The sequence below is a fragment of the Salinarimonas sp. genome (assembly GCF_046292825.1).
GTDB lineage: Bacteria > Pseudomonadota > Alphaproteobacteria > Rhizobiales > Beijerinckiaceae > Salinarimonas.
Genome location: NZ_JBKBQG010000033.1, coordinates 1 through 19125, shown reverse-complemented (window position 1 = coordinate 19125; position 19125 = coordinate 1). Strand labels below are relative to the sequence as shown.

Below are 19125 nucleotides of genomic sequence, written 5' to 3'. Positions count from 1 at the left end.
GGAGGCCGCGATGAGCCTCGCCGACACCCGCCCGAGCCTCGAGGACGTCTGGTCCTGGCTCGATGCCGTGCCCGACCCGGAGATCCCGGTGATCTCCCTCGTCGATCTCGGCATCATCCGGGACGTGGCCTACGACGGCGAGACGCTCGTCGTCGCCGTGACGCCGACCTATTCCGGCTGCCCGGCGACGCGGGTGATCAATCTCGACATCCTGGCGGCGCTCGAGGCCCACGGCGTGCGGGACGTGCGGCTGGAAACCCGCCTCTCGCCCGCCTGGACGACGGCCTGGATCACGCAGAAGGGCCGCGCGGCACTGCGCGATTACGGCATCGCGCCCCCGGTCGAGGGCACCGCGATCTGCGGCGCGGCCCGCGTCGCCGAGCCGGAGGTCGCCTGCCCGCATTGCGGCTCGACGAACACGCAGATGGTCTCCGCCTTCGGCTCCACCCCCTGCAAGGCGAGCTGGCGGTGTTCGGACTGCCTCGAGCCGTTCGACTATTTCAAGTGCATCTGAGGGGGACCGTCGCGCTCTTCATCGGCGGGTGGAGAGTGCGCGGAGGGGGCGGCGACAGCAGGTCCTTCCCCCTTGGGGGAAGGTGGCCCGGCGGCGCAGCCGACGGGTCGGATGGGGGTCGTGCAGGATGATCTCTATCATTTCATCCTGCACGACCCCCACCCCCGACCCCTCCCCCAAGGGGGAGGGGAGACCGTCGAGCTCTTCATCGACGGGTGGAGAGTGCGCGGAGGCGAAAAGTACCGATCGAGAGGAACGTCCATGGCCCGCTTCTACCCGCTTCGCGTCGCCGAGATCCGCCGGGACACCCGCGACGCCGTCGTGCTGACGCTGGAACCCCGCCCGGAGGACGCCGAGGCGTTCCGGTTCGTGCAGGGGCAATATCTCACCTTCCGCCGCGCCTTCGACGGCGAGGAATTGCGCCGCTCCTACTCGATCTGCGCGGGGCGCGGCGAGGGGCGGCTCAGGGTCGGCATCAAGAAGGTCGAGGGCGGCTGGTTCTCGGCCTGGGCGAACGAGGAGCTCGCGCCCGGCGACACGATCGAGGCGATGGCGCCGATGGGCTCCTTCCACGCGCCGCTCGAGGCCGAGCGCGCGCGCCATTACCTCCTCTTCGCCGGAGGCAGCGGGATCACGCCGATCCTGTCGATCGTCAAGACCGTGCTCGCCGAGGAGCCGCGCGCGACCCTCACCCTCGTCTACGGCAACCGCTCGACGTCCGCGATCATGTTCCGCGAGGAGCTCGAGGATCTGAAGGACCAGCATCTCGGCCGGCTCTCGATCATCCATGTGCTCGAGAGCGAGGCGCAGGACATCGACCTCTTCAACGGCCGCCTCGACCGCCAGAAATGCGATCTCCTGTTCTCGCGCTGGATCGACCCGAAGCGCGCCGACCTCGCCTTCATCTGCGGCCCCGAGCCGATGATGAAGGCCGTCTCGGAGGCGCTCGAGGCGCACGGGATGGCCAAGGAGAAGATCAAGTTCGAGCTCTTCGCCTCCTCGCGGCCGAAGAAGCCGCGTCCGCGGCCCGAGGGCGAGAGCGCGGCGGACGGCATCGTCGCGACCGCCCGCATCGTGCTCGACGGCGTCTCCCGCGAGATCGCGCTGCGCGAGGGCGAGAGCGTGCTGGAGGCCGCCCGCGCCGCGACGATCGACGCGCCCTTCTCCTGCTGCGCCGGCGTCTGCTCCACCTGCCGGGCGAAGCTCGTCGAGGGCGAGGTGGAGATGGAGGCCAATTACGCGCTCGAGGATTACGAGGTCGCGCGCGGCTACATCCTCACCTGCCAGTCGCGGCCCGTGACGAAGCGGCTCGTGGTCGATTACGACGGCTGACGCGGCGCGACGCCGCGCGGCGATCGCTCGCCCGCGCTCACACCCGATGCCGCCGCACGTAGCCGATCTGCGAGGCGGCGAAGGCGAGGTTCATCGGCAGCACGCCGAAGGTCTTGAAGGCGACCCAGGTCTCGACGGACCCGTTGCGCCAGACGACCTCGTTGAGGATCGCGAGGAAGACCAGGAAGGCGACGAGGCGCAGCGTCAGGACGAGCCAGGCCCGGTCGCTCGTCAGGACGAGGCTGCCGCCGAGCACGCGCTTGAGGAGGAGCTGCCCGAACCCCAGCGCGCCGAGCAGCGCGCCGGCATAGAACAGGTTCATCCAGGTCGGGCGCACCATGATGATCCAGGGCTCGGCGAGGAAGAGGCTCGTCGCGCCGAAGGCGAGGATGAGGATCGCGGAGAGGAGCGGGGTCAGCGGGATGCGCCGCTCGCGCCACACGCCCGCGAGAAGCGCGAGGAGCGTCGCCGCCATGAAGGCGAGCGTGCCGCGCTCGATGCCGCCCGCCTGCGTGACGACGAAGAAGGCGAGGAGCGGGCCGAGCTCGACGGCGAGCCGCTCCGGCAGCCCCACCGCGGCGCCGGCGCCCTCCTCCCGCGTCCAGACCCGTGCGAGATCCTTCATCCGCCGACCACCCCGATCCGAAACGGCCGATCGCCGCTGGGCATCAACGGTGGTGCACCTGTCGGCGTTCCCGCTTGCGGCGGGACAGGTCGTGGGTCTGGGTCCCGGATCGCCTTCGGCGTCCGGGATGACGCCGTCGGGGTCGCTCCCCCGTGTCATCCCCGGCCGGAGCACGCGTAGCGTGCGCAGGGGAAGGGGACCCAGCACCAAGATGCGTGCGGAGCACACGATCGTGCCGCCGACCAGGCGGCTAGACGCCGCCGCAAGCGCTTGCTCCGCAAGCAATTTTAACGCTGGGTCCCCTTCCCCTCCGGTCGCAAGCGACCTCCGGCCGGGGATGACACCGGTGGAGCACTCACCCTGTCGGCGCGACCGACTTCATGACACTGCAATGAGAGGCCTTCAATCGCTCACGAACCCGCGATCACCTCGATGTCGCGGTCGAGGCCGCTCTCGACGCGGAATTCGCGGGTGAAGACGCGGCCCTCGTGGCGGGCGATGACGACGTATTCCCCCTCCGCGAGCACGACCTGCGGGAAGGCGCCGATCGCCTCGCGGACGACGTCGCCGCCGGGCGTGAGCACCGAGAAGGCCGTGCCCGCGAACGCCTCGCCGCCTTCTTCCGCGACGAGCTTGAGGGTCAGCTTCGCCGCGCGGTGGTTGAGCGTGGCCACCACGATCTCCCCGGCCGCGACCGAGAGATCCGTCCGCGCCGACGCGTTGGCGTCCCCGTAGCGGGTGACGACGTGGTAGTCGCCCTCGGGCAGGCGGATCAGATCCGTCGCCCGCGCCTCCGCGACGACGAGGCGCGCTTCCGAATCCTCGCCGACCGGCACGAAGACGGAGAAGGCGAGTTCGGTCGGCGGGATCGGCGCGTCGCCGACGACGCCGCGCACCTGCACGCCGCCCGCGCTGATCAGGAGCCGTTCGGCGACGTTGCCCCAATGCATCGTCACCGGCAGCGCGGCGCTCGCGAAGCCCCAGCTGACATGGACCATGTAGTTCGCCGGCGGCAGCGAGATGCGCGGGCGCGCCTCCTCGTGGCGGGCGACGAGGTTGATCGCCTCGTCGCGCAGCTCGAACACGCGCCAGATCAGGCCCTCCTCGATCGGGGCGCCGGTCTCGGCGAAATAGGCGGAGAGCGCGAGCTCGCCCGCCTGCGGCAGGATCGGCAGCGTGCCGATGCCCCCGCCCATGCCGCCGCCGAGCGGATCGCCCGCCGTCTGCGCGCGCGCAGGCAGGCTCGCGGTCCCGAGCGCGATCGCGCAGGCGAGAAGGCAGGCGACGAGCCGGGCGAGGCGCGTCGGGAGGGCTGAGACTGTGCCGATCGGAGCCGTCATCGGGGCTTTGCGCGAAAATCTCGTTCGGGTTGTCGCGGATGGCGGCTCGCGCCGTCGTGCGACAGGGGTTATATCCGATCTGCGAAGATTGTGGACACATCATGGACGAGCCGATGAGCGCGCTTCTCGAGACCCTGCGGCGCCGCCGCTCCACGCCGGCGAACAAGCTCGCCGAGCCCGGCCCCGACGGGGAAGCGCTCGCCGACATGCTGACGATCGCCGCCCGCGTGCCCGATCACGGCAAGCTCGCGCCCTGGCGATTCGTGGTGATCGCGGGCGAGGCCCGCGCGCGCCTCGGCGAGACGATCGAGAAGGCTTTTGTCGCCGACAAGCCGCAGGCGAGCGCCGAGGAGCGCGCCATCGAGCGCGGACGTCTCGCGCGCGCGCCGCTCGTCGTCGCGGTGGTGTCGCGCGCCCGCCCGCACGCCAAGATCCCGGAATGGGAGCAGGTGCTCTCGGCCGGCGCCGTGTGCCAGAACCTGCTGCTCGCCGCCGAGGCGCACGGTTTCGGCGCGAACTGGATCACCGATTGGATCGCCTTCGACCGCCGGATCCTCGACGCGATGGGCCTTGCCGCGCACGAGCGCATCGCCGGCTTCGTCCATATCGGCACCGCGACCGAACGCATGCCCGACCGCCCCCGCCCGGCGCTGGAGGACGTGGTGACGCGGCTGTGAAGGGGGGTGTCCCTCCCCGGAGGGGAGGGTGGACTTTCGAGCAGAGCGAGAAAGGCCGGGTGGGGCTCGGGTGGAGATTATCCTTCAAGCGTCGGGCCCCACCCGACCTCCTTCGGCTTCGCCTCGGAGGCCACCCTCCCCTACGGGGAGGGATTCGCGCGCCCTTCCCTCCCCGGAGGGGAGGGTGGACCCTGGAGCGCAGCGACAGGGGCCGGGTGGGAATTGTGCTTCGAACCTCGGGCCCCACCCGACCTCGTTCGCTTCGCTCGGAGGCCACCCTCCCCTGCGGGGAGGGAGATCGCATATGACGACAGGAGACTTCATGTTCTACGAGCCCGCCGCAGGCCATCCCCTCCCCCGCGATCCGTTCAAGGCGATCGTGGCGCCGCGGCCGATCGGGTGGATCAGCGCGGTCGATGCGGAAGGTCGCGTCAATCTCGCGCCCTATTCCTTCTTCAACGCGATCTCGACCGACCCGCACATGGTGATGTTCTCCTCGGAGGGCGAGAAGGACGCGCTCGCCTTCGCGCGCGAGACGGGCGAGTTCGTCTGCAGCCTCGCGACGTTCGACCTGCGCGAGGCGATGAACGCGACCTCGGCGCCGCTGCCGCGCGGCGAGAGCGAGTTCGCTCATGCCGGCCTCACCACGGCGCCCTCGCGAATCGTCAAGGCGCCGCGGGTCGCCGAGAGCCCGGTCGCGCTCGAATGCAAGCTCGTCCAGATCGTGCCGCTCACCGGGCTGTCGGGCCGCACCACCTACCACATGGCGATCGGCGAGGTGGTGGGCGTTCACATCGACGAGCGCTTCCTCGTCGACGGCTTCCTCGACATCGCGGCCATGCGGCCGATCGCGCGGGCGGGCTATTTCGACTATTTCGTCGCAACCCCGGAGACGAAGTTCTCGATCCGCCGCCCGCCTGGCGGGTGAGCGGGGATTGGCGGGCGCCGACGCCTGCGCTAGACACGGCCTCCCCGCACGCCGCCGAATCGAGAGGTCGCCATGGCAAGCCCCACAACGCAGATCGCGCAGGAGCTCGGGGTCGCCGAGCGGCAGGTCGAGTCGGCGGTGGCGCTCATCGACGGCGGGGCGACGGTGCCCTTCATCGCGCGCTACCGCAAGGAGGCGACGGGGGGTCTCGACGATGCGCAGCTGCGCACGTTGGAGGAGCGGCTGCGCTATCTGCGCGCGCTGGAAGAGCGCCGCGCCGCGATCCTCGCGAGCATCGACGAGCAAGGCAAGCTCACCCCCGAATTGCGCGCCGAGATCGCGCAAGCCGACACCAAGGCGCGGCTCGAAGACCTCTACCTGCCCTACAAGCCCAAGCGCCGGACGAAAGCCCAGATCGCCCGCGAGGCGGGGCTCGCGCCGCTCGCCGAGGCGCTCCTCGCCCATCCCGAGCGCGACCCCGCCGCGCAGGCCGCGCCTTTCGTCTCGGAGGAGCGCGGGGTCGCCGACGTCAAGGCCGCGCTCGAGGGCGCGCGCCATATCCTGATCGAGCGCTTCGCCGAGGACGCGGACCTGATCGGGCGGCTGCGCGAGGATTTCTGGAAGGCGGGGCGCATCGTCGCCAAGGTGCGCGAGGGCAAGGAGGCGTCCGGCGCCAAGTTCTCGGATTATTTCGACTATGCGGGCAAGCTCGCGGACCTTCCCGCCCACCGCATCCTCGCGCTCTTCCGCGCGGAGAAGGAGGAGGTGCTCTCGCTCTCCCTGACCGAGTTGCCGGACGCGCCGAGCGAGGCCGACAAGGCGGCCTTCCCGCTCAAGATCGCCGCGCGCTTTTCCATTCGCGACCTGGGCCGCCCGGGCGACGCCTTCCTGCGCGACACCGCCGCGATCGCCTGGCGGGGCAAGATCGCGCTCTCGATCGAGCTCGACACCCGCGCGCGGCTCTGGGCCAAGGCGGAGGAGGAGAGCATCCGCATCTTCGCGGCGAACTTGCGCGATCTCCTGCTCGCAGCCCCCGCCGGCGCGCGCCCGACCATGGGGCTCGATCCGGGCTACCGCACCGGCGTCAAGGTCGCGGTGGTGGACGCGACTGGACGCGTGGTCGCGACCGACACGATCTTCCCGCACGAGCCGCAGCGGCGCTGGGATGCCGCGCTCGCGACCCTCGAGCGGCTCGCGCGCACCCACGGCGTCGAGCTCGTCGCGATCGGCAACGGCACCGCCTCGCGCGAGACGGACAAGCTCGCGGCCGAGCTGGTCGCGCGCATCGCGGATCGCAAGATCGCGAAGATCGTGGTCTCGGAAGCGGGCGCGTCCGTCTATTCGGCCTCCGCTTATGCGAGCGAGGAGCTGCCCGGCCTCGACGTGTCGCTGCGCGGCGCCGTCTCGATCGCGCGGCGCCTGCAGGACCCGCTCGCGGAGCTCGTCAAGATCGACCCGAAGAGCATCGGGGTGGGCCAATACCAGCACGATCTCGCCGAGCACGAATTGTCCCGCGCCCTCGACGCCGTGGTCGAGGATTGCGTGAACGCGGTCGGCGTCGAGGTGAACACCGCCTCCCCGCCTTTGCTCGCCCGCGTCTCGGGGCTGGGCGAGACGGTCGCGCGCCGCATCGTCGCCCATCGCGACGAGACGGGGCCGTTCCGGCGCCGCAAGGACCTGATGAAGGTGCCGGGCCTCGGGCCCAAGACCTTCGAACTCGCGGCGGGCTTCCTGCGCATCCGCGACGGCGACGACCCGCTCGATGCATCGGGCGTCCATCCGGAGGCCTATCCGGTGGTGCGGCGCATCCTCGAGGCGACGAAGAGCGACATCAAGGTGCTCATCGGCGACGCCAAGACCCTGCGCGCCCTGAGCCCGGACCGCTTCACCGACGAGACCTTCGGCCGCCCGACGATCGTCGACATCCTCGCCGAGCTGGAGAAGCCCGGCCGCGACCCGCGCCCGGATTTCAAGACGGCGACCTTCCAGGAGGGGGTCGAGACGATCTCGGACCTGGCGCCCGGCATGGTGCTGGAAGGCGTGGTGACGAACGTCGCGGCCTTCGGCGCCTTCGTCGATATCGGCGTCCACCAGGACGGGCTCGTCCACGTCTCGGCGCTCTCGACGAAATTCGTCCGCGACCCGCGCGAGGTGGTCAAGCCGGGCGACGTCGTGCGGGTGAAGGTGATGGAGGTCGACGTGCCGCGCAAGCGCATCGGCCTCTCGATGCGGCTCACCGACGAGCCGGGCCGCGCGCAGGGTCCGAGGCGCGAGGCCGCCCCGCCGCAGAAGGGGGTCAGACCGGTGCCGTCTCCCCAGCGCGGCGGGCGCGACGAGCCCGCTGGCGGGGGCGCGCTGGCGGAGGCGCTGCGGCGTGCGCAGGAGGCGCGGAAAGGACGCTGATCCCCGCGCATCATCCTTCAGGAGCCGTTTTCGCGCGCCCGCCTTTGCGCTAAGCTCGATCCGCGCGCGCATGAGCCGGCAAAGGACAGGACGACGAGCCGTGACCGACCCCGGTGACGTCCCCCGCTTCGGCGAGGCCGACCTGACGGATTGCGACCGCGAGCCCATCCACGTGCCGGGCTCGATCCAGCCTCACGGTTGCCTGCTCGCCGTCGATCCGACCTCCGGCGCGCTCCTGCAGCGGGCGGGAGACCTCGCGCGCATCCTCGGACGCGAGCCGGTGCCGGGAGACGACCTCGCGGCGCTCGTCGGCGGCGAGACGGCCGCCCGGCTCCTCGCCAAGATCCCCGAACTCGCCGCCCGCACGGCGCCGCAGACGACCTGGGAGACGGGGCTGCCGGGTCCCGCCGGTCCGCTCGACGCGCGGGTGCACCTCGCCGAAGCGGGCCTCGTCGTCGAGCTGGAGCCCGCCGCCCGACCGGGATCCGGGCTCGGCGATCTCCTCCTGCGCGTTCAGGCGATGCTCGCGGCCCTCTCGGGACGCGAGGAGCTGTCCGACTACCTCTCCGCCTGCGCGGACGAGGTGCGCGCGCTCACCGGCTTCGACCGGGTGATGGTCTACCGCTTCCTCGAGGACGGCAGCGGCACCGTCGTCGCGGAGGCGAAGGCGCCGGAGATGGAAAGCTATCTCGGCCTTCGCTACCCGGAGAGCGACATCCCCAAACAGGCGCGCGCGCTCTATCTGAAGAGCTGGACGCGCGCCATTCCCGATATCGGCTACGTGCCCTCCCCGCTCGTCCCGCCGACGAGCCCGAGGACGGGCGCTCCGCTCGATCTCGGTTCGGCAGGCCTGCGCAGCGTCTCGCCGCTGCATGTCCGCTACCTGCGCAACATGGGCGTCGCCGCCTCGATGTCGATCTCGATCGTGCATCGCGGGACCTTGTGGGGGCTCATCGCCTGCCACCACCGCACGCCCCATCACGTCCCGCTCGAGGTGCTGGGCGCCTGCGAGCTGTTCGGACAGGTCTTCTCGCTGCAGCTCGAATCGCGCCTGCACGCGATGGTCTACGAGGAGCGGCTGCGCAAGCGGCGGATCGTCGAGCACATCCTGTCGCGGCTCTCGCGCGAGGAGAGCCTCGCCGAGGGTTTGGCGCACGCCCATCCGAGCCTCGTCGACCTCGTCGCGGCCGACGGCGTGGCGATCTGCGTCGACGGAGGCTTCGCCGCGCACGGGGACACCCCCGATCGCGCCGGCGTCGAGCGCCTGGTCGCGGCGCTCAACGCGCGCGAGGTCGGCAGCATCTTCGCGACGGACAGGCTCGGCGCGCTCCTCGGCGAGGACGCCGCCGCGATGGGCGGGCTCGCCGGCCTCGTCGCCCTGTCGGTCTCGCGCACGCCGAAGGACTGGATCTTCTGGTTCCGCCGCGAGGTCGTGGAGACGGTCACCTGGGCCGGCGATCCCGACAAGGCGGTGAGGAGCGGGGCCGACGGCGGTCTGACGCCGCGCGCCTCCTTCGCGGCGTGGCGGGAGACGGTGCGCGGCCGCTGCCCGCCCTGGCGCGACGTCGAGATCGAGGCGGCCGGCGCGCTGCGTCTCGCGATCCTGGAAATCGTGGTGAGGCGGCTCGACGAGATCGCACGCGAGCGGGCGAAAGCCGAATCGCACCAACGGCTTCTCGTCGCCGAGCTCGACCATCGCGTGAAGAACACGCTCGCCAACATCCAGGCCCTGATGCGCCACACGAGGCGCTCGCAGGCGACGCTCGCGAGCTATGTCGAGAGCCTGGAATTGCGCATCAAGGCCATGGCCCACGCCCAGAGCCTCCTGTCGGAGAGCCGTTGGCGGGGCGCGGACCTGCGTCGTCTCGTCGAGGAGGAGCTCGGGCGCTTCGGGCACGAGGCGATCTCGATCGAGGGCCCGCGCCTCGAGCTCGACGCGCGCGCGACGCTCTGCGTCGGCATGCTCGTCCACGAGCTCGCGACGAATGCGGGCCGGCACGGCGCGCTTTCCGTTCCGGACGGTCGCGTGGAGGTGTCGTGGCGGCTGGGGGAGGACGGGCTCGCGATCGATTGGCGCGAGACGGGCGGACCGCCGGTGGCGCCGCCGCAGCGGCGCGGCTTCGGGCGCGTCCTGATCGAGTCGAGCCTCGGCTACGAGCTCGACGGAACGAGCGCGCTCGCGTTCCGCCCGGAGGGGGTCGCCTGCGCGGTCACGATCCCGCGCCGCCACGTCCTCGCGGCGCCCGCGGCCGAAGAGGAGCCGGCGGCGACGGGCACGCCGCGCGCGCCGATGGGGGCGAAGGTGCTCCTCGTCGAGGATTCGCTCCTGACCGCGCTCGACGTCTCCGAATCGCTCGACAATCTCGGCTATCAGGTGCTCGGCCCCGCCGCTCGGGTCGCGGACGCACTGCGCATCGTCGAGCGGGACCGGCCGCACGTCGCCGTGCTCGACATCAATCTGGGCGACGAAGACAGCTTCCCCATCGCCGACCGTCTCGTGCGCGAGAACATCCCGTTCGTCTTCCTCACCGGCTACGACGCGCAGAGCATCCTGCCGGAGCGCTTCCGCGACGTGCCCTGCATCGCCAAGCCCTTCAGCGACCGCCTCCTCGCCGCGAGCCTCGCGCGGCTGGTGGCGGAGCGACGGTGACGGGAACCGAGCGGGGCGGTTGCGCGCTTTCCCCTCGGGGGCGTATCGGCACGAAGGAGGCTGGCATGAGCCGACGCGGCGGTTCCTGGGGCGACGTCAATCGGGTGATGAACCATCTCGTCGCGGAGGGCGTGATCGCCAGCTACCGATCGAACGCGGCGGAGGCGGGGCGCGACGGGCCGCTCGCGATCGAGCTTCAACCCGCAGACGGCCACGATGGCGAGGACGCCCGCCGCGAGGCCCTGCGCCGGCTGGCGCGCCTGGGCGTCGTCGCCTCCGTCCGCGCGGGGCCGAGCGCGTCGGCTTGAGATCACGCCACCTCGGCGACTTCGCCGTGCATGGCGTCGGCGAAGACGGGGTCGACGTCGGCGACGGTCTGGTTGCGGCCGGTGCGCTTGGCGGTGAACATGCACTGGTCGGCGCGCTCGAGCAGGGACACGGCGGTGTCGCCCTTGCGCAGCCCCGCGACGCCCACCGAGATCGTCACCTTGCCGAGCGACTCGCCCGTCGAGCGCTTGACGAGCTCGCGGCTCATCACGCTCGTGCGCACGCGCTCGGCGGCGCCGCGGGCGGTCTCGACCGTCGTGTCGGGCAGGATGATGCCGAATTCCTCGCCGCCGAAGCGCGCGAGCGTCGCGCGGGTCTTGACCTGCTCGCGCATGGTCATTCCCACGAGGCGCAGGACCTGGTCGCCGGTGAGATGGCCGAACGTGTCGTTGAAGCGCTTGAAATGGTCGATGTCGATGACGATCAGCGCGAGCGGCGCGCGCTCCAGGACCGCCTGATCGATCGACTTGACCAGCATCTCCTCGAAATGCTTGCGGTTGGCGATGCCGGTGAGCGGGTCGGTGAGGCTCTCGAGGCGCACGGCCTCCAGCGTCTCGCGCAGGACCTCGATCTCGCCGCGCGTCTCGCGCAGCCGCGCCTCGAGCGTCTTGTTGGTGGAGGCGACGTCCTTCGTGGCGAGCACGAGCGAGGAGACGAGCTCGCGGATGCGGCGCTTGTCGATCGTCACCGCCAGATCGTTGGAGAAGGCCTCGAGCGATTCGCCGTATTTCGCCGTCGAGCCGAGCGCCATCTCCAGCATTTCCATGACGGAATCGATCTCGGAAATGACGGTGGCGCTCGTCTTCTCCGCCTCGTCGGCGAAGCGGGTCTCGGACAGATGCTCGGTGAAGAGCGTGTCGAGATCGGCGTCGCGCACCCCGCCGCCGGTCGCGGCGATGCGCTTGATGGCGTCGTTGATCGCGGGTTTGGCGCCCGTGACGTAGGTGTACCACACCTCGTAGGAGCGTGGGGACGCAGAAGACCCGTAGGTCTTCATCAGCTCAAGCGCCCGCTTCCCGATCTGGAACGAGCGCTCGAGATCCTCTGCCGCTGCCGTCATGGCCTGGTGTCCCGCATCGTGCAACCGCCGATCACGGGCAGCCTCGCTGCCCTGGAGGCAGAATGGACCGACAAGCCCTGCAAAGCCGTTAATGCACGCGTTCCGCGGACTATTTTTTCGCCTTCAACGCAACCGGGCGCAACAGGAAGGCGGGAATGTGATCGCCGAAGCTCGGGCTGTCGAAGGCGTCCGCCTCCTCGGCGCGGCCGCGGCCGCGGCGATCGTCGCGCCGATCGTCCCGGCGGGGTTCGCGACGCGGCTCGCGCTCCGGTCCCTTCTTCTTCTCGGCGTGCCGAACGGGCGCCGGTGCGGGAGCCGTCGCGTCCGTCTCGCGCTCGCGCGGCTGCGGCGCCCGCTCGGAACGTGGCTCGCCCCGGCCGCCACGGCCGCCGCGACGCCCGCCTCCGCGCTCCTCGCGCCCGCCGACGATCGCGCCCACCGCCTTCGCGTCGGCGAGCGTGCGGCCCTGCCACTCGATGTCGCGACCGATCAGCTTCTCGATCGCGGTGAGCGACTTCTCCTCGCCGGGCGCGACGAGCGTGTAGGACGCGCCCTTGCGGCCCGCGCGCCCCGTGCGGCCGATGCGGTGGACGTAGTCCTCGGCGTGGTGGGGGATGTCGTAGTTGAAGACGTGGCTGACCGCCGGGATGTCGAGGCCGCGGGCGGCCACGTCGCTCGCCACGAGGAGCGGCGCCTCGCCGGTGCGGAACTGGTCGAGCGCGATCATGCGCGCGCGCTGGTCCATGTCGCCGTGCAGGGCGACGGCGGGGAAGCCGTGGCGCTGGAGCGAGCGGTGCAGCACCGCGACGTCGCGCTTGCGATTGCAGAAGATGATGCCGTTCTGCAGCTCTTCCGCGTTGCGGATGAGGTCGCGCAGCATGGCGCGCTTGGCGGCCGCCTCGCCGCCGGTGGCGACGAGCTTCTGGACGATCGTCGCCGCCGTCGAGGCGGGCCGGGCGACCTCGACCTTGACCGGGTTCGACAGGAACTTCTCCGACAGCCGCTGGATCTCGGGCGGCATCGTCGCGGAGAAGAACAGCGTCTGGCGGGTGAAGGGCGTGAGCTTCACGATCCGCTCGATATCGGGGATGAAGCCCATGTCGAGCATGCGGTCCGCCTCGTCGATGACGAGGAGCTCGACGCCGGTGAGGAGGAGCTTGCCGCGCTCGAAATGGTCGAGCAGGCGGCCGGGGGTCGCGATCAGCACGTCGACGCCGCGGGTGATCTTCACGTCCTGGTCGGCGAAGGAGACGCCGCCGATGAGGAGCGCGACGGAGAGCTTGTGGTTCGCCCCGTACTTGACGAAGTTCTCCTCGACCTGAGCGGCGAGCTCGCGCGTCGGCTCGAGGATCAGCGTGCGCGGCATGCGCGCGCGAGCGCGACCCGCTTCGAGCAGCGTCAGCATCGGCAGCGTGAAGGCCGCCGTCTTGCCGGTGCCGGTCTGGGCGATGCCGAGCACGTCCCGCCGGGCGAGCACGTGCGGGATCGCCTGTTCCTGGATCGGCGTCGGTTGCGTGTAACCCGAGGCGGTGACCGCCTCGAGGACCTTCTCGCTCAGGCCCAGTTGATCGAACGACATCTGTGAAAAAAGACTCTCGCGGCCCGGCCGCAGCTTGACGCGCTCGCCCCGCACGGCGTCGAAGAGGCGGGCTGTCGGTATTCGCCCGTTCTCCGGGCGCGGCCGTGCGAGGGGACCATAGGTCCGACGCGAAGGTTGTCAATGCTTTACACGCGCTGAACCGTTCTTCGAGCTTCGGAAACGCGCGAGAACGTCGTGATGTTGCCGCAACGGCACTCCCGCGTCGCCACGCAGCGGGCGCGTCAGCCCTCCGAGCCGGGCGGCGCGAATTCCGCCCGCAAAGCCGCCTCGTGCTCTCCGAGCCGCGGCACGCGGCGCACGGCCGGGCTCTGGCCCGCGACGACCGCGCCGGGCGCGAGGATCTCGATCTCGCCCGCCTCGGTCTGGACCGTCAGATACCGGTTCTGCGGGTGCGCGAGGAGATCGTCGAGGCTCGACAGGCGCCCATAGGCGATGCGCGCGGCGTCGAGCTTGGCGATCATCGCCTCGCGGCTCTCGCGCGCGAACGCGCCCGCGACGATCTCCTCGAGCGCGGGGCGGTTCTCCACCCGCAGGCTGTTGTCGCGGAAGCGCGGATCGGTCGCGAGATCGGGCATTTCGAGCACGCGCGCGCACAAGGACGCCCATTCCCGCTCGTTCTGGATGGAGATCAGCACGGCGCGCCCGTCGGCGCACGCATAGGCCCCGTAGGGCGCGATGGTCGGGTGGCGCAGGCCCACGCGCGCGGGCGGCTTTCCGCCGTAGCGCGTCTGCAGGTAGGGCACGTTCATCCAATCGGCCATCGCGTGATAGAGCGAGACCTCGATCGCCCGCCCCTGCCCCGTCCGCTCGCGCGCGAACAGGCCCTGCAGGATCGCCTGGAAGGCGGTCATGCCCGGCGCGATATCGCAGACCGAGACGCCGACGCGGGCGGGCCCCTCCTCGGTGCCGTTGATCGCGCACAGCCCGCTCTCGGCCTGGACGAGGAGGTCGTAGGCCTTCTGATCGCGATAGGGCCCCTCCTCGCCGTAGCCCGAGATCGAGCAGGCGATAAGCCGCGGATGGCGCTCCCGCAGGGCCTGCGCCCCGAAGCCGAGCCGCGCGGCGACGCCCGGCGCGAGGTTCTGGATGAACACGTCCGCGCTCGCGACCATGCGCGCGAGGATCGCGGCGTCCGCCTCGTCCTTCAGGTCGAGCCGGATCGATTCCTTGCCCCGGTTGAGCCAGACGAAATAGGCGCTCTCGCCGTGGACGAGGCCGTCGTAGCCGCGCGCGAAATCGCCTTCCGGTCGCTCGACCTTGATCACCCGCGCGCCCGCATCCGCGAGGCGCCCCGACGCGTAGGGCGCCGCGACCGCCTGCTCGACGGTGACGACCGTGATGCCCTCGAGATCCGCCATGATCGCCTCCCTGCCGTGCGTCGCGCCCGGGCGAGAGGCCTACCCCATAAGCGCCGCGCCCGCTACGCGCCTTGCGCCCATGCCCTCTCGGCACCGCCGCCTCGCGGCGCGGATTTACCCGCTACCAACGGCGCCGCAAATCATGCTAGATGCGCCCCCGCGAACCGGAACCATGCAAGGACAACCACCAGCGATGTCGGCCCGCCGCGCTCTGAACGTCACCCGCGAAGAGAATTTCCCCGCCTGGTACCAGGCGGTCGTGAAGGAAGCCGATCTCGCGGAAGTCTCCCCGGTGCGCGGCTGCATGATCATCAAGCCGTGGGGCTACGGGATCTGGGAGCTGATCCAGGCGGAACTCGACCGCGGCATCAAGAGCCACGGCGTCGACAATTGCTACTTCCCGCTCTTCATCCCGCTGAGCTTCATCGCGCGCGAGGCGCAGCACGTGGAGGGCTTCGCCAAGGAGATGGCGGTCGTCACCCATCACCGCCTCAAGACCGAGGACGGCCGCCTCGTCCCCGATCCGGACGCCGAGCTCGCCGAGCCGCTGATCGTGCGCCCGACCTCCGAGACCGTGATCGGCGACGCCTTCCAGCGCTGGATCCACAGCTATCGCGACCTGCCGCTCCTCATCAATCAATGGGCGAACGTGGTGCGCTGGGAGATGCGCACGCGGCTCTTCCTGCGCACCGCCGAATTCCTGTGGCAGGAGGGCCATTCCGCCCATGCCGACGAGGCGGATGCGCGCGCGGCGACCATGCGCTGGATCGAGCTCTATCGCAGCTTCTCCGAGACGACGCTCGCGATCCCCGTGATCGCCGGCGAGAAGCCCGAGCACGAGCGCTTCCCGGGCGCCGAGAACACCTACACGATCGAGGCGATGATGCAGGACGGCAAGGCCCTGCAATCGGGCACCTCGCATTATCTCGGCACCAATTTCGCCTCCGAGCAGAACATCCGCTACCAGAGCGAGAGCGGGGCGATGACGCTCTGCCACACGACGAGCTACGGCATGTCGACCCGCGTCATCGGCGGCGTGATCATGACCCATGGCGACGACGACGGCCTGCGCCTGCCCCCGGCGATCGCGCCCAAGCAGATCGTGATCGTGCCGATCCTGCGCGGCACCGACGCCGATCCCGCGATCCGCGACTATTGCGACGCGCTCGCCGCGCGGCTCAACGGCGCGAGCGCCTTCGGCAAGCCCGTGCGCGCGCATGTCGACCACGCCAACGTGCCCTCGGCCGAGAAGCGCTGGAACTGGATCCGGCGCGGCGTGCCGCTCGTTCTCGAGATCGGCCAGCGTGACGTCGCCGGGGAGAACGTCACCTTCACCCGCCGCGACGCCCTGCGCACCGGCGACAAGGTCGCCTCGCACACGCAGCCGCGCGAGGACTTCCTCGCCCGCGCGGTCGATCTCCTCGGCGAGATCCAGGGCGCGCTGCACGCGCAGGCGAAGGAGCGGCTCGACGCCAACATTCGCGGCGGGGTGACCCGGTTCGAGGACCTCGCCGAGCATTTCGGCGCCGGCTCGGACGACGACGAGGGGGATACCGGCTTCAAGGGCTGGCTCAAGGTCGCCTGGTGCAAGCCGACCGGCGCCGAGCTCGAGGCCGTGAACGATCGGCTCAAGGCGCTCAAGCTGACCGCCCGCTGCGCGCCCTTCGCCCAGCCCGACAGCCTCGGCGCATGCATCTTCACCGGCAAGCCGGCCGTCGAGGAGATCATCGTCGCGCGCGCCTATTGAGGGCGGGCGCGCGACGTATTCCCCACCCCGCACGCATTCGGGATTGATTCGCGCGCCCCGCGCGTTATTGATCGTCGGTAGCGTTGCGGGGAGGATTTCGGGTGATTCTCAGTTGCGTTCCCGGGGCTCGCGAGGAGCCCTCGTCACCGCGCGCGGGCACGGGCGGGGCGCGCCGCCCATGATCACCTCCGCCGTTCTCTTCGTGCTCGCGGTCTACGTGGTCGTCCTCGTCACGCCCGGGCCGAACCTCCTCGTCGTGACCGAACTCGCGGCGCGGGGGGACAAGACGAGCGCCGTCTTCACCGGCATCGGCTTCGGCGTCGGCGCGACGCTGCTCGCGGTCGCGACCGTCTCCGGGCTCGCCTCCCTCGTCGTCGTCGCCCCCACCGTCAAGACGGCGATGACGATCGTCGCGGCGAGCGTGCTCGTCTGGTTCGGGATCGGGGCTCTGCGCAGCGCCGGCAAAGCGGGGGCCGCGAGCGTTCTCGACGGCGCCGGCCCCGAGCTCGCCGTGCCGCCGACGGGCGGCCCCTGGCGCGCCTTCGCCCGCGGCGTCGTGTTCAACCTCTGCAATCCGAAGGCGCTCGCCTTCTTCATCGGCATCTATGGCGGCCCGATGATGCAGGTGCCGCTGACGGTGCTCGCCCTCGTCCTCGTGATCTGCCTCCTGATGGAGGTCGTCTGGTATGCGGGCGTCACCTGGACGTTCTCGCGCGCGCCCGTCCGCCGAGTCTACGCGCGCCACCAGAAGCTGATCGGCGGCGCCGCGGGCCTGTGCCTCGTCGCGCTCGGATTGGGGGTGGCCGCGCTCCTGTGGCGGCCGCTCGCGGAGGAGCTCGGCTTGTGACGCGCCCCCTGTCGGGGTTCAGAGCTCGGCCTCGAAGGCCAGGCGCGCACTCGCGTTGAAGGCGCGCAGGATGCCGGGTCGACCCCGCGCGATGTGGTAGCCCGGCGAGACCGAGAAATGGGCGATTTCGCGGCTCGCGGTCACGAACGTCATCGCCGTCAGGACGTGCTCGAAGACGTCCGTACCGGCATCGATCTCGATGGAGAAGCTGCCGGGCACGCTCGCCGTGCAGGTGGGCGGCGCCCGCATCGGGACGGGAAAGCGGACGAGCGCGTTGTGGAGCGTCGACTGGCGGCCCGCGGTGACGCCGATCGGTCCGTTCGGCAGGCCCGGCCCGATGACGTGGCAATAGCGCTGGCACAGCGCCTCCTCGAGCGCCCGCGGCCGGCGCTCGTAGGCGGAGGCGACGGGACCCGTCTCGAGCTGCACGCGGCGGAAGGTCGTCGGCGCGCTCGCCGTGATGCGCACCGTCAGATGCCCGTGGACCGACCAGGGCACCTGCAGGCTCGCGCGGCGCCGCCCCGTCCCGGCCGGGATCGTCGCGCTCGCGAGATCGGCGCCGGCCCCGAGCGCGATCGCGAGCGGCGCGCTCGGGGCGTCGAGGGAGAGGGTGACGATCTCGCCCGCCAGATCGGCGCTCTCCACCACCTGCTCGACACTGCCCTCGAGGGTGATCGTGCCGTCCCAGGCGCGCGCGAGGGAGGCCCCGCCGGCACCGGCCTTCCAGCGGTCGAACCCGTAGGCTCCCGCCGCGAGCGCGCCGCCGCCGAAGCCGCGCTGATCGATGGCGAAGCCGGGATTGATCAGGAGGTTGCGCGCGCCCGCATGCAGGCCGAGAATGCCCGAGGGGAAGCGCACCCCGCCGCTCTCCCGCTCGCAGACGATCGCGTCGTGCCAAATCGCGCCGTCGCCAGAGACGCGCACGTGGAAATTCTCGTCGCCGACGAGCCCCGTCTCCGCCCGACCGCCCCAGGCGGATTGGTAGAGCTGCGAGACGGTCGCGCCGGCGCTCTCCTTGTTGAGGACGAAGCGCAGGTCCCCGGTGCCGCCCTCGCCGAGCTGGCGTGCGGTGAACAGCGCGGCGTTCACCTTCACGGCGAGACGGTTGAGGTCGTCGGGCGCGGTGCCGATGCCGAGCCGGGGGAGTTCCTCGATGGCGGGCGCGAAATGAGAGATCGGCCGGAATGCGGTGCCGTCGTGGACGAGGAGCACGCCCGGCGCCTCGACGAGCACGCTCCAGCCCGCCCGCGGCGCGAGGATCCGCCAGGCGCCCTCGTCGAAGAACGCGATCGCACCCGCGTGCCCGGCGAAGGGTCCGCTCGGCGCGTCTCCGACGAGGAGCCGCAGGCCGGGAGTCGGGTCCTGCGGCGGCACGTCCGCGACGCCCGCCACCGCGAGGTGGACGAGCGCATCGAGCAGCGCGAGCGCCTCGTTGTGGGTGACGTGCTTCTGCGCCTGCGCCGCCGCGAGGAGGGGGAGCGCGAGGTTCTGGGTCTGCATGGGGGGCTCCGTCTGAATCCCTCCCCGTAGGGGAGGGTGGCCTTCGAGCCGAAGGCGATGAAGGTCGGGTGGGGCCCGACGCTCGCGAAACGATCTCCACCCGGGCCCCACCCGGCCGCTGTCGCTCCGCTCCAGCGTCCACCCTCCCCTACGGGGAGGGATGGAGCGAAATCCCTCCCCGTAGGGGAGGGTGGCCTCGCGAGCGTCAGCGAGAGAG

The 19125-nt window shown here is 71.1% G+C and carries 15 protein-coding genes; 9 read left to right on the top strand and 6 right to left on the bottom strand.

Going from position 1 to position 19125, the window contains the following annotated elements; genetic code table 11:
- The first annotated feature begins 10 nt into the window (after positions 1-10).
- Together paaD and paaE are read left to right on the top strand one after the other, a co-directional pair.
- Positions 11-514 (top strand): 1,2-phenylacetyl-CoA epoxidase subunit PaaD, encoded by a 504-nt coding sequence (paaD, locus tag ACK4UM_RS15040; protein ID WP_409800607.1) that lies wholly within the window; start codon positions 11-13, stop codon positions 512-514.
- Between the two features lie 261 nt (positions 515-775).
- Entirely contained in the window at positions 776-1846 is a 1071-nt protein-coding gene (gene paaE, locus ACK4UM_RS15035) for a 1,2-phenylacetyl-CoA epoxidase subunit PaaE (RefSeq protein WP_409800605.1), read from the top strand.
- Positions 1847-1883: 37 nt separating this feature from the next.
- Here paaE and ACK4UM_RS15030 read toward each other — a convergent pair whose 3' ends face one another.
- On the bottom strand, positions 1884-2471 hold the full coding sequence (locus ACK4UM_RS15030; protein WP_409800603.1) for an inner membrane-spanning protein YciB: 588 nt from the start codon (positions 2469-2471) through the stop codon (positions 1884-1886).
- Positions 2472-2881: 410 nt separating this feature from the next.
- On the bottom strand, positions 2882-3811 hold the full coding sequence (locus ACK4UM_RS15025; protein WP_409800601.1) for a hypothetical protein: 930 nt from the start codon (positions 3809-3811) through the stop codon (positions 2882-2884).
- 113 nt (positions 3812-3924) lie between these two features.
- Here ACK4UM_RS15025 and ACK4UM_RS15020 point away from each other — a divergent pair, with 113 nt between their 5' ends.
- The 5 genes from ACK4UM_RS15020 (at position 3925) to ACK4UM_RS15000 (ending at position 10777) form a co-directional block, all read left to right on the top strand.
- Positions 3925-4488 (top strand): nitroreductase, encoded by a 564-nt coding sequence (locus tag ACK4UM_RS15020; protein WP_409800599.1) that lies wholly within the window; start codon positions 3925-3927, stop codon positions 4486-4488.
- 322 nt (positions 4489-4810) lie between these two features.
- Positions 4811-5416, top strand: coding sequence for a flavin reductase family protein (locus ACK4UM_RS15015; RefSeq protein ID WP_409800653.1), 606 nt, complete (start codon positions 4811-4813; stop codon positions 5414-5416).
- Between the two features lie 72 nt (positions 5417-5488).
- Positions 5489-7819 carry a Tex family protein gene (locus ACK4UM_RS15010; protein ID WP_409800597.1) on the top strand — a complete coding sequence of 777 codons (2331 nt, stop codon included), beginning with the start codon at positions 5489-5491 and terminating at the stop codon, positions 7817-7819.
- Positions 7820-7919: 100 nt separating this feature from the next.
- Positions 7920-10469 (top strand): HWE histidine kinase domain-containing protein, encoded by a 2550-nt coding sequence (locus tag ACK4UM_RS15005; RefSeq protein WP_409800595.1) that lies wholly within the window; start codon positions 7920-7922, stop codon positions 10467-10469.
- A gap of 65 nt (positions 10470-10534) precedes the next feature.
- Positions 10535-10777 (top strand): hypothetical protein, encoded by a 243-nt coding sequence (locus tag ACK4UM_RS15000; protein ID WP_409800593.1) that lies wholly within the window; start codon positions 10535-10537, stop codon positions 10775-10777.
- Positions 10778-10779: 2 nt separating this feature from the next.
- On the opposite strand, the gene ACK4UM_RS14995 is transcribed toward ACK4UM_RS15000, so the two are convergent.
- From ACK4UM_RS14995 to ACK4UM_RS14985, 3 genes are all read right to left on the bottom strand, one after another.
- Complete coding sequence (locus ACK4UM_RS14995; protein ID WP_409800591.1) at positions 10780-11856, bottom strand: GGDEF domain-containing protein; 1077 nt, start codon at positions 11854-11856, stop codon at positions 10780-10782.
- 109 nt (positions 11857-11965) lie between these two features.
- On the bottom strand, positions 11966-13435 hold the full coding sequence (locus ACK4UM_RS14990) for a DEAD/DEAH box helicase (protein ID WP_409800589.1): 1470 nt from the start codon (positions 13433-13435) through the stop codon (positions 11966-11968).
- A 242-nt stretch (positions 13436-13677) separates the two neighbouring features.
- Positions 13678-14817, bottom strand: coding sequence for a CaiB/BaiF CoA transferase family protein (locus tag ACK4UM_RS14985; RefSeq protein WP_409800651.1), 1140 nt, complete (start codon positions 14815-14817; stop codon positions 13678-13680).
- 190 nt (positions 14818-15007) lie between these two features.
- Here ACK4UM_RS14985 and ACK4UM_RS14980 point away from each other — a divergent pair, with 190 nt between their 5' ends.
- Positions 15008-16561 (top strand): aminoacyl--tRNA ligase-related protein, encoded by a 1554-nt coding sequence (locus ACK4UM_RS14980; RefSeq protein WP_409800587.1) that lies wholly within the window; start codon positions 15008-15010, stop codon positions 16559-16561.
- Between the two features lie 178 nt (positions 16562-16739).
- On the top strand, positions 16740-17408 hold the full coding sequence (locus ACK4UM_RS14975) for a LysE family translocator (protein WP_409800585.1): 669 nt from the start codon (positions 16740-16742) through the stop codon (positions 17406-17408).
- Positions 17409-17426: 18 nt separating this feature from the next.
- Here the strand turns inward: ACK4UM_RS14975 and ACK4UM_RS14970 are convergent, their stop codons facing one another.
- Positions 17427-18908: a DUF2793 domain-containing protein gene (locus ACK4UM_RS14970; protein WP_409800583.1), complete on the bottom strand. Its 1482-nt coding sequence runs from the start codon at positions 18906-18908 to the stop codon at positions 17427-17429.
- Between the last annotated feature and the right edge of the window lie 217 nt (positions 18909-19125).

Excerpts from the sequence above, each read along its gene's own strand:
- paaE (WP_409800605.1), top strand. The coding sequence starts at position 776 with ATGGCCCGCTTCTACCCGCTTCGCGTCGCCGAGATCCGCCGGGACACC.
- ACK4UM_RS14995 (WP_409800591.1), bottom strand. The coding sequence starts at position 11,856 with ATGACGGCAGCGGCAGAGGATCTCGAGCGCTCGTTCCAGATCGGGAAG.
- ACK4UM_RS15000 (WP_409800593.1), top strand. The coding sequence starts at position 10,535 with ATGAGCCGACGCGGCGGTTCCTGGGGCGACGTCAATCGGGTGATGAAC.
- ACK4UM_RS14970 (WP_409800583.1), bottom strand. The coding sequence starts at position 18,908 with ATGCAGACCCAGAACCTCGCGCTCCCCCTCCTCGCGGCGGCGCAGGCG.
- ACK4UM_RS15020 (WP_409800599.1), top strand. The coding sequence starts at position 3,925 with ATGAGCGCGCTTCTCGAGACCCTGCGGCGCCGCCGCTCCACGCCGGCG.
- ACK4UM_RS15025 (WP_409800601.1), bottom strand. The coding sequence starts at position 3,811 with ATGACGGCTCCGATCGGCACAGTCTCAGCCCTCCCGACGCGCCTCGCC.
- ACK4UM_RS14975 (WP_409800585.1), top strand. The coding sequence starts at position 16,740 with ATGATCACCTCCGCCGTTCTCTTCGTGCTCGCGGTCTACGTGGTCGTC.
- ACK4UM_RS15015 (WP_409800653.1), top strand. The coding sequence starts at position 4,811 with ATGTTCTACGAGCCCGCCGCAGGCCATCCCCTCCCCCGCGATCCGTTC.
- ACK4UM_RS15030 (WP_409800603.1), bottom strand. The coding sequence starts at position 2,471 with ATGAAGGATCTCGCACGGGTCTGGACGCGGGAGGAGGGCGCCGGCGCC.
- paaD (WP_409800607.1), top strand. The coding sequence starts at position 11 with ATGAGCCTCGCCGACACCCGCCCGAGCCTCGAGGACGTCTGGTCCTGG.
- ACK4UM_RS15010 (WP_409800597.1), top strand. The coding sequence starts at position 5,489 with ATGGCAAGCCCCACAACGCAGATCGCGCAGGAGCTCGGGGTCGCCGAG.
- ACK4UM_RS14990 (WP_409800589.1), bottom strand. The coding sequence starts at position 13,435 with ATGTCGTTCGATCAACTGGGCCTGAGCGAGAAGGTCCTCGAGGCGGTC.
- ACK4UM_RS14980 (WP_409800587.1), top strand. The coding sequence starts at position 15,008 with ATGTCGGCCCGCCGCGCTCTGAACGTCACCCGCGAAGAGAATTTCCCC.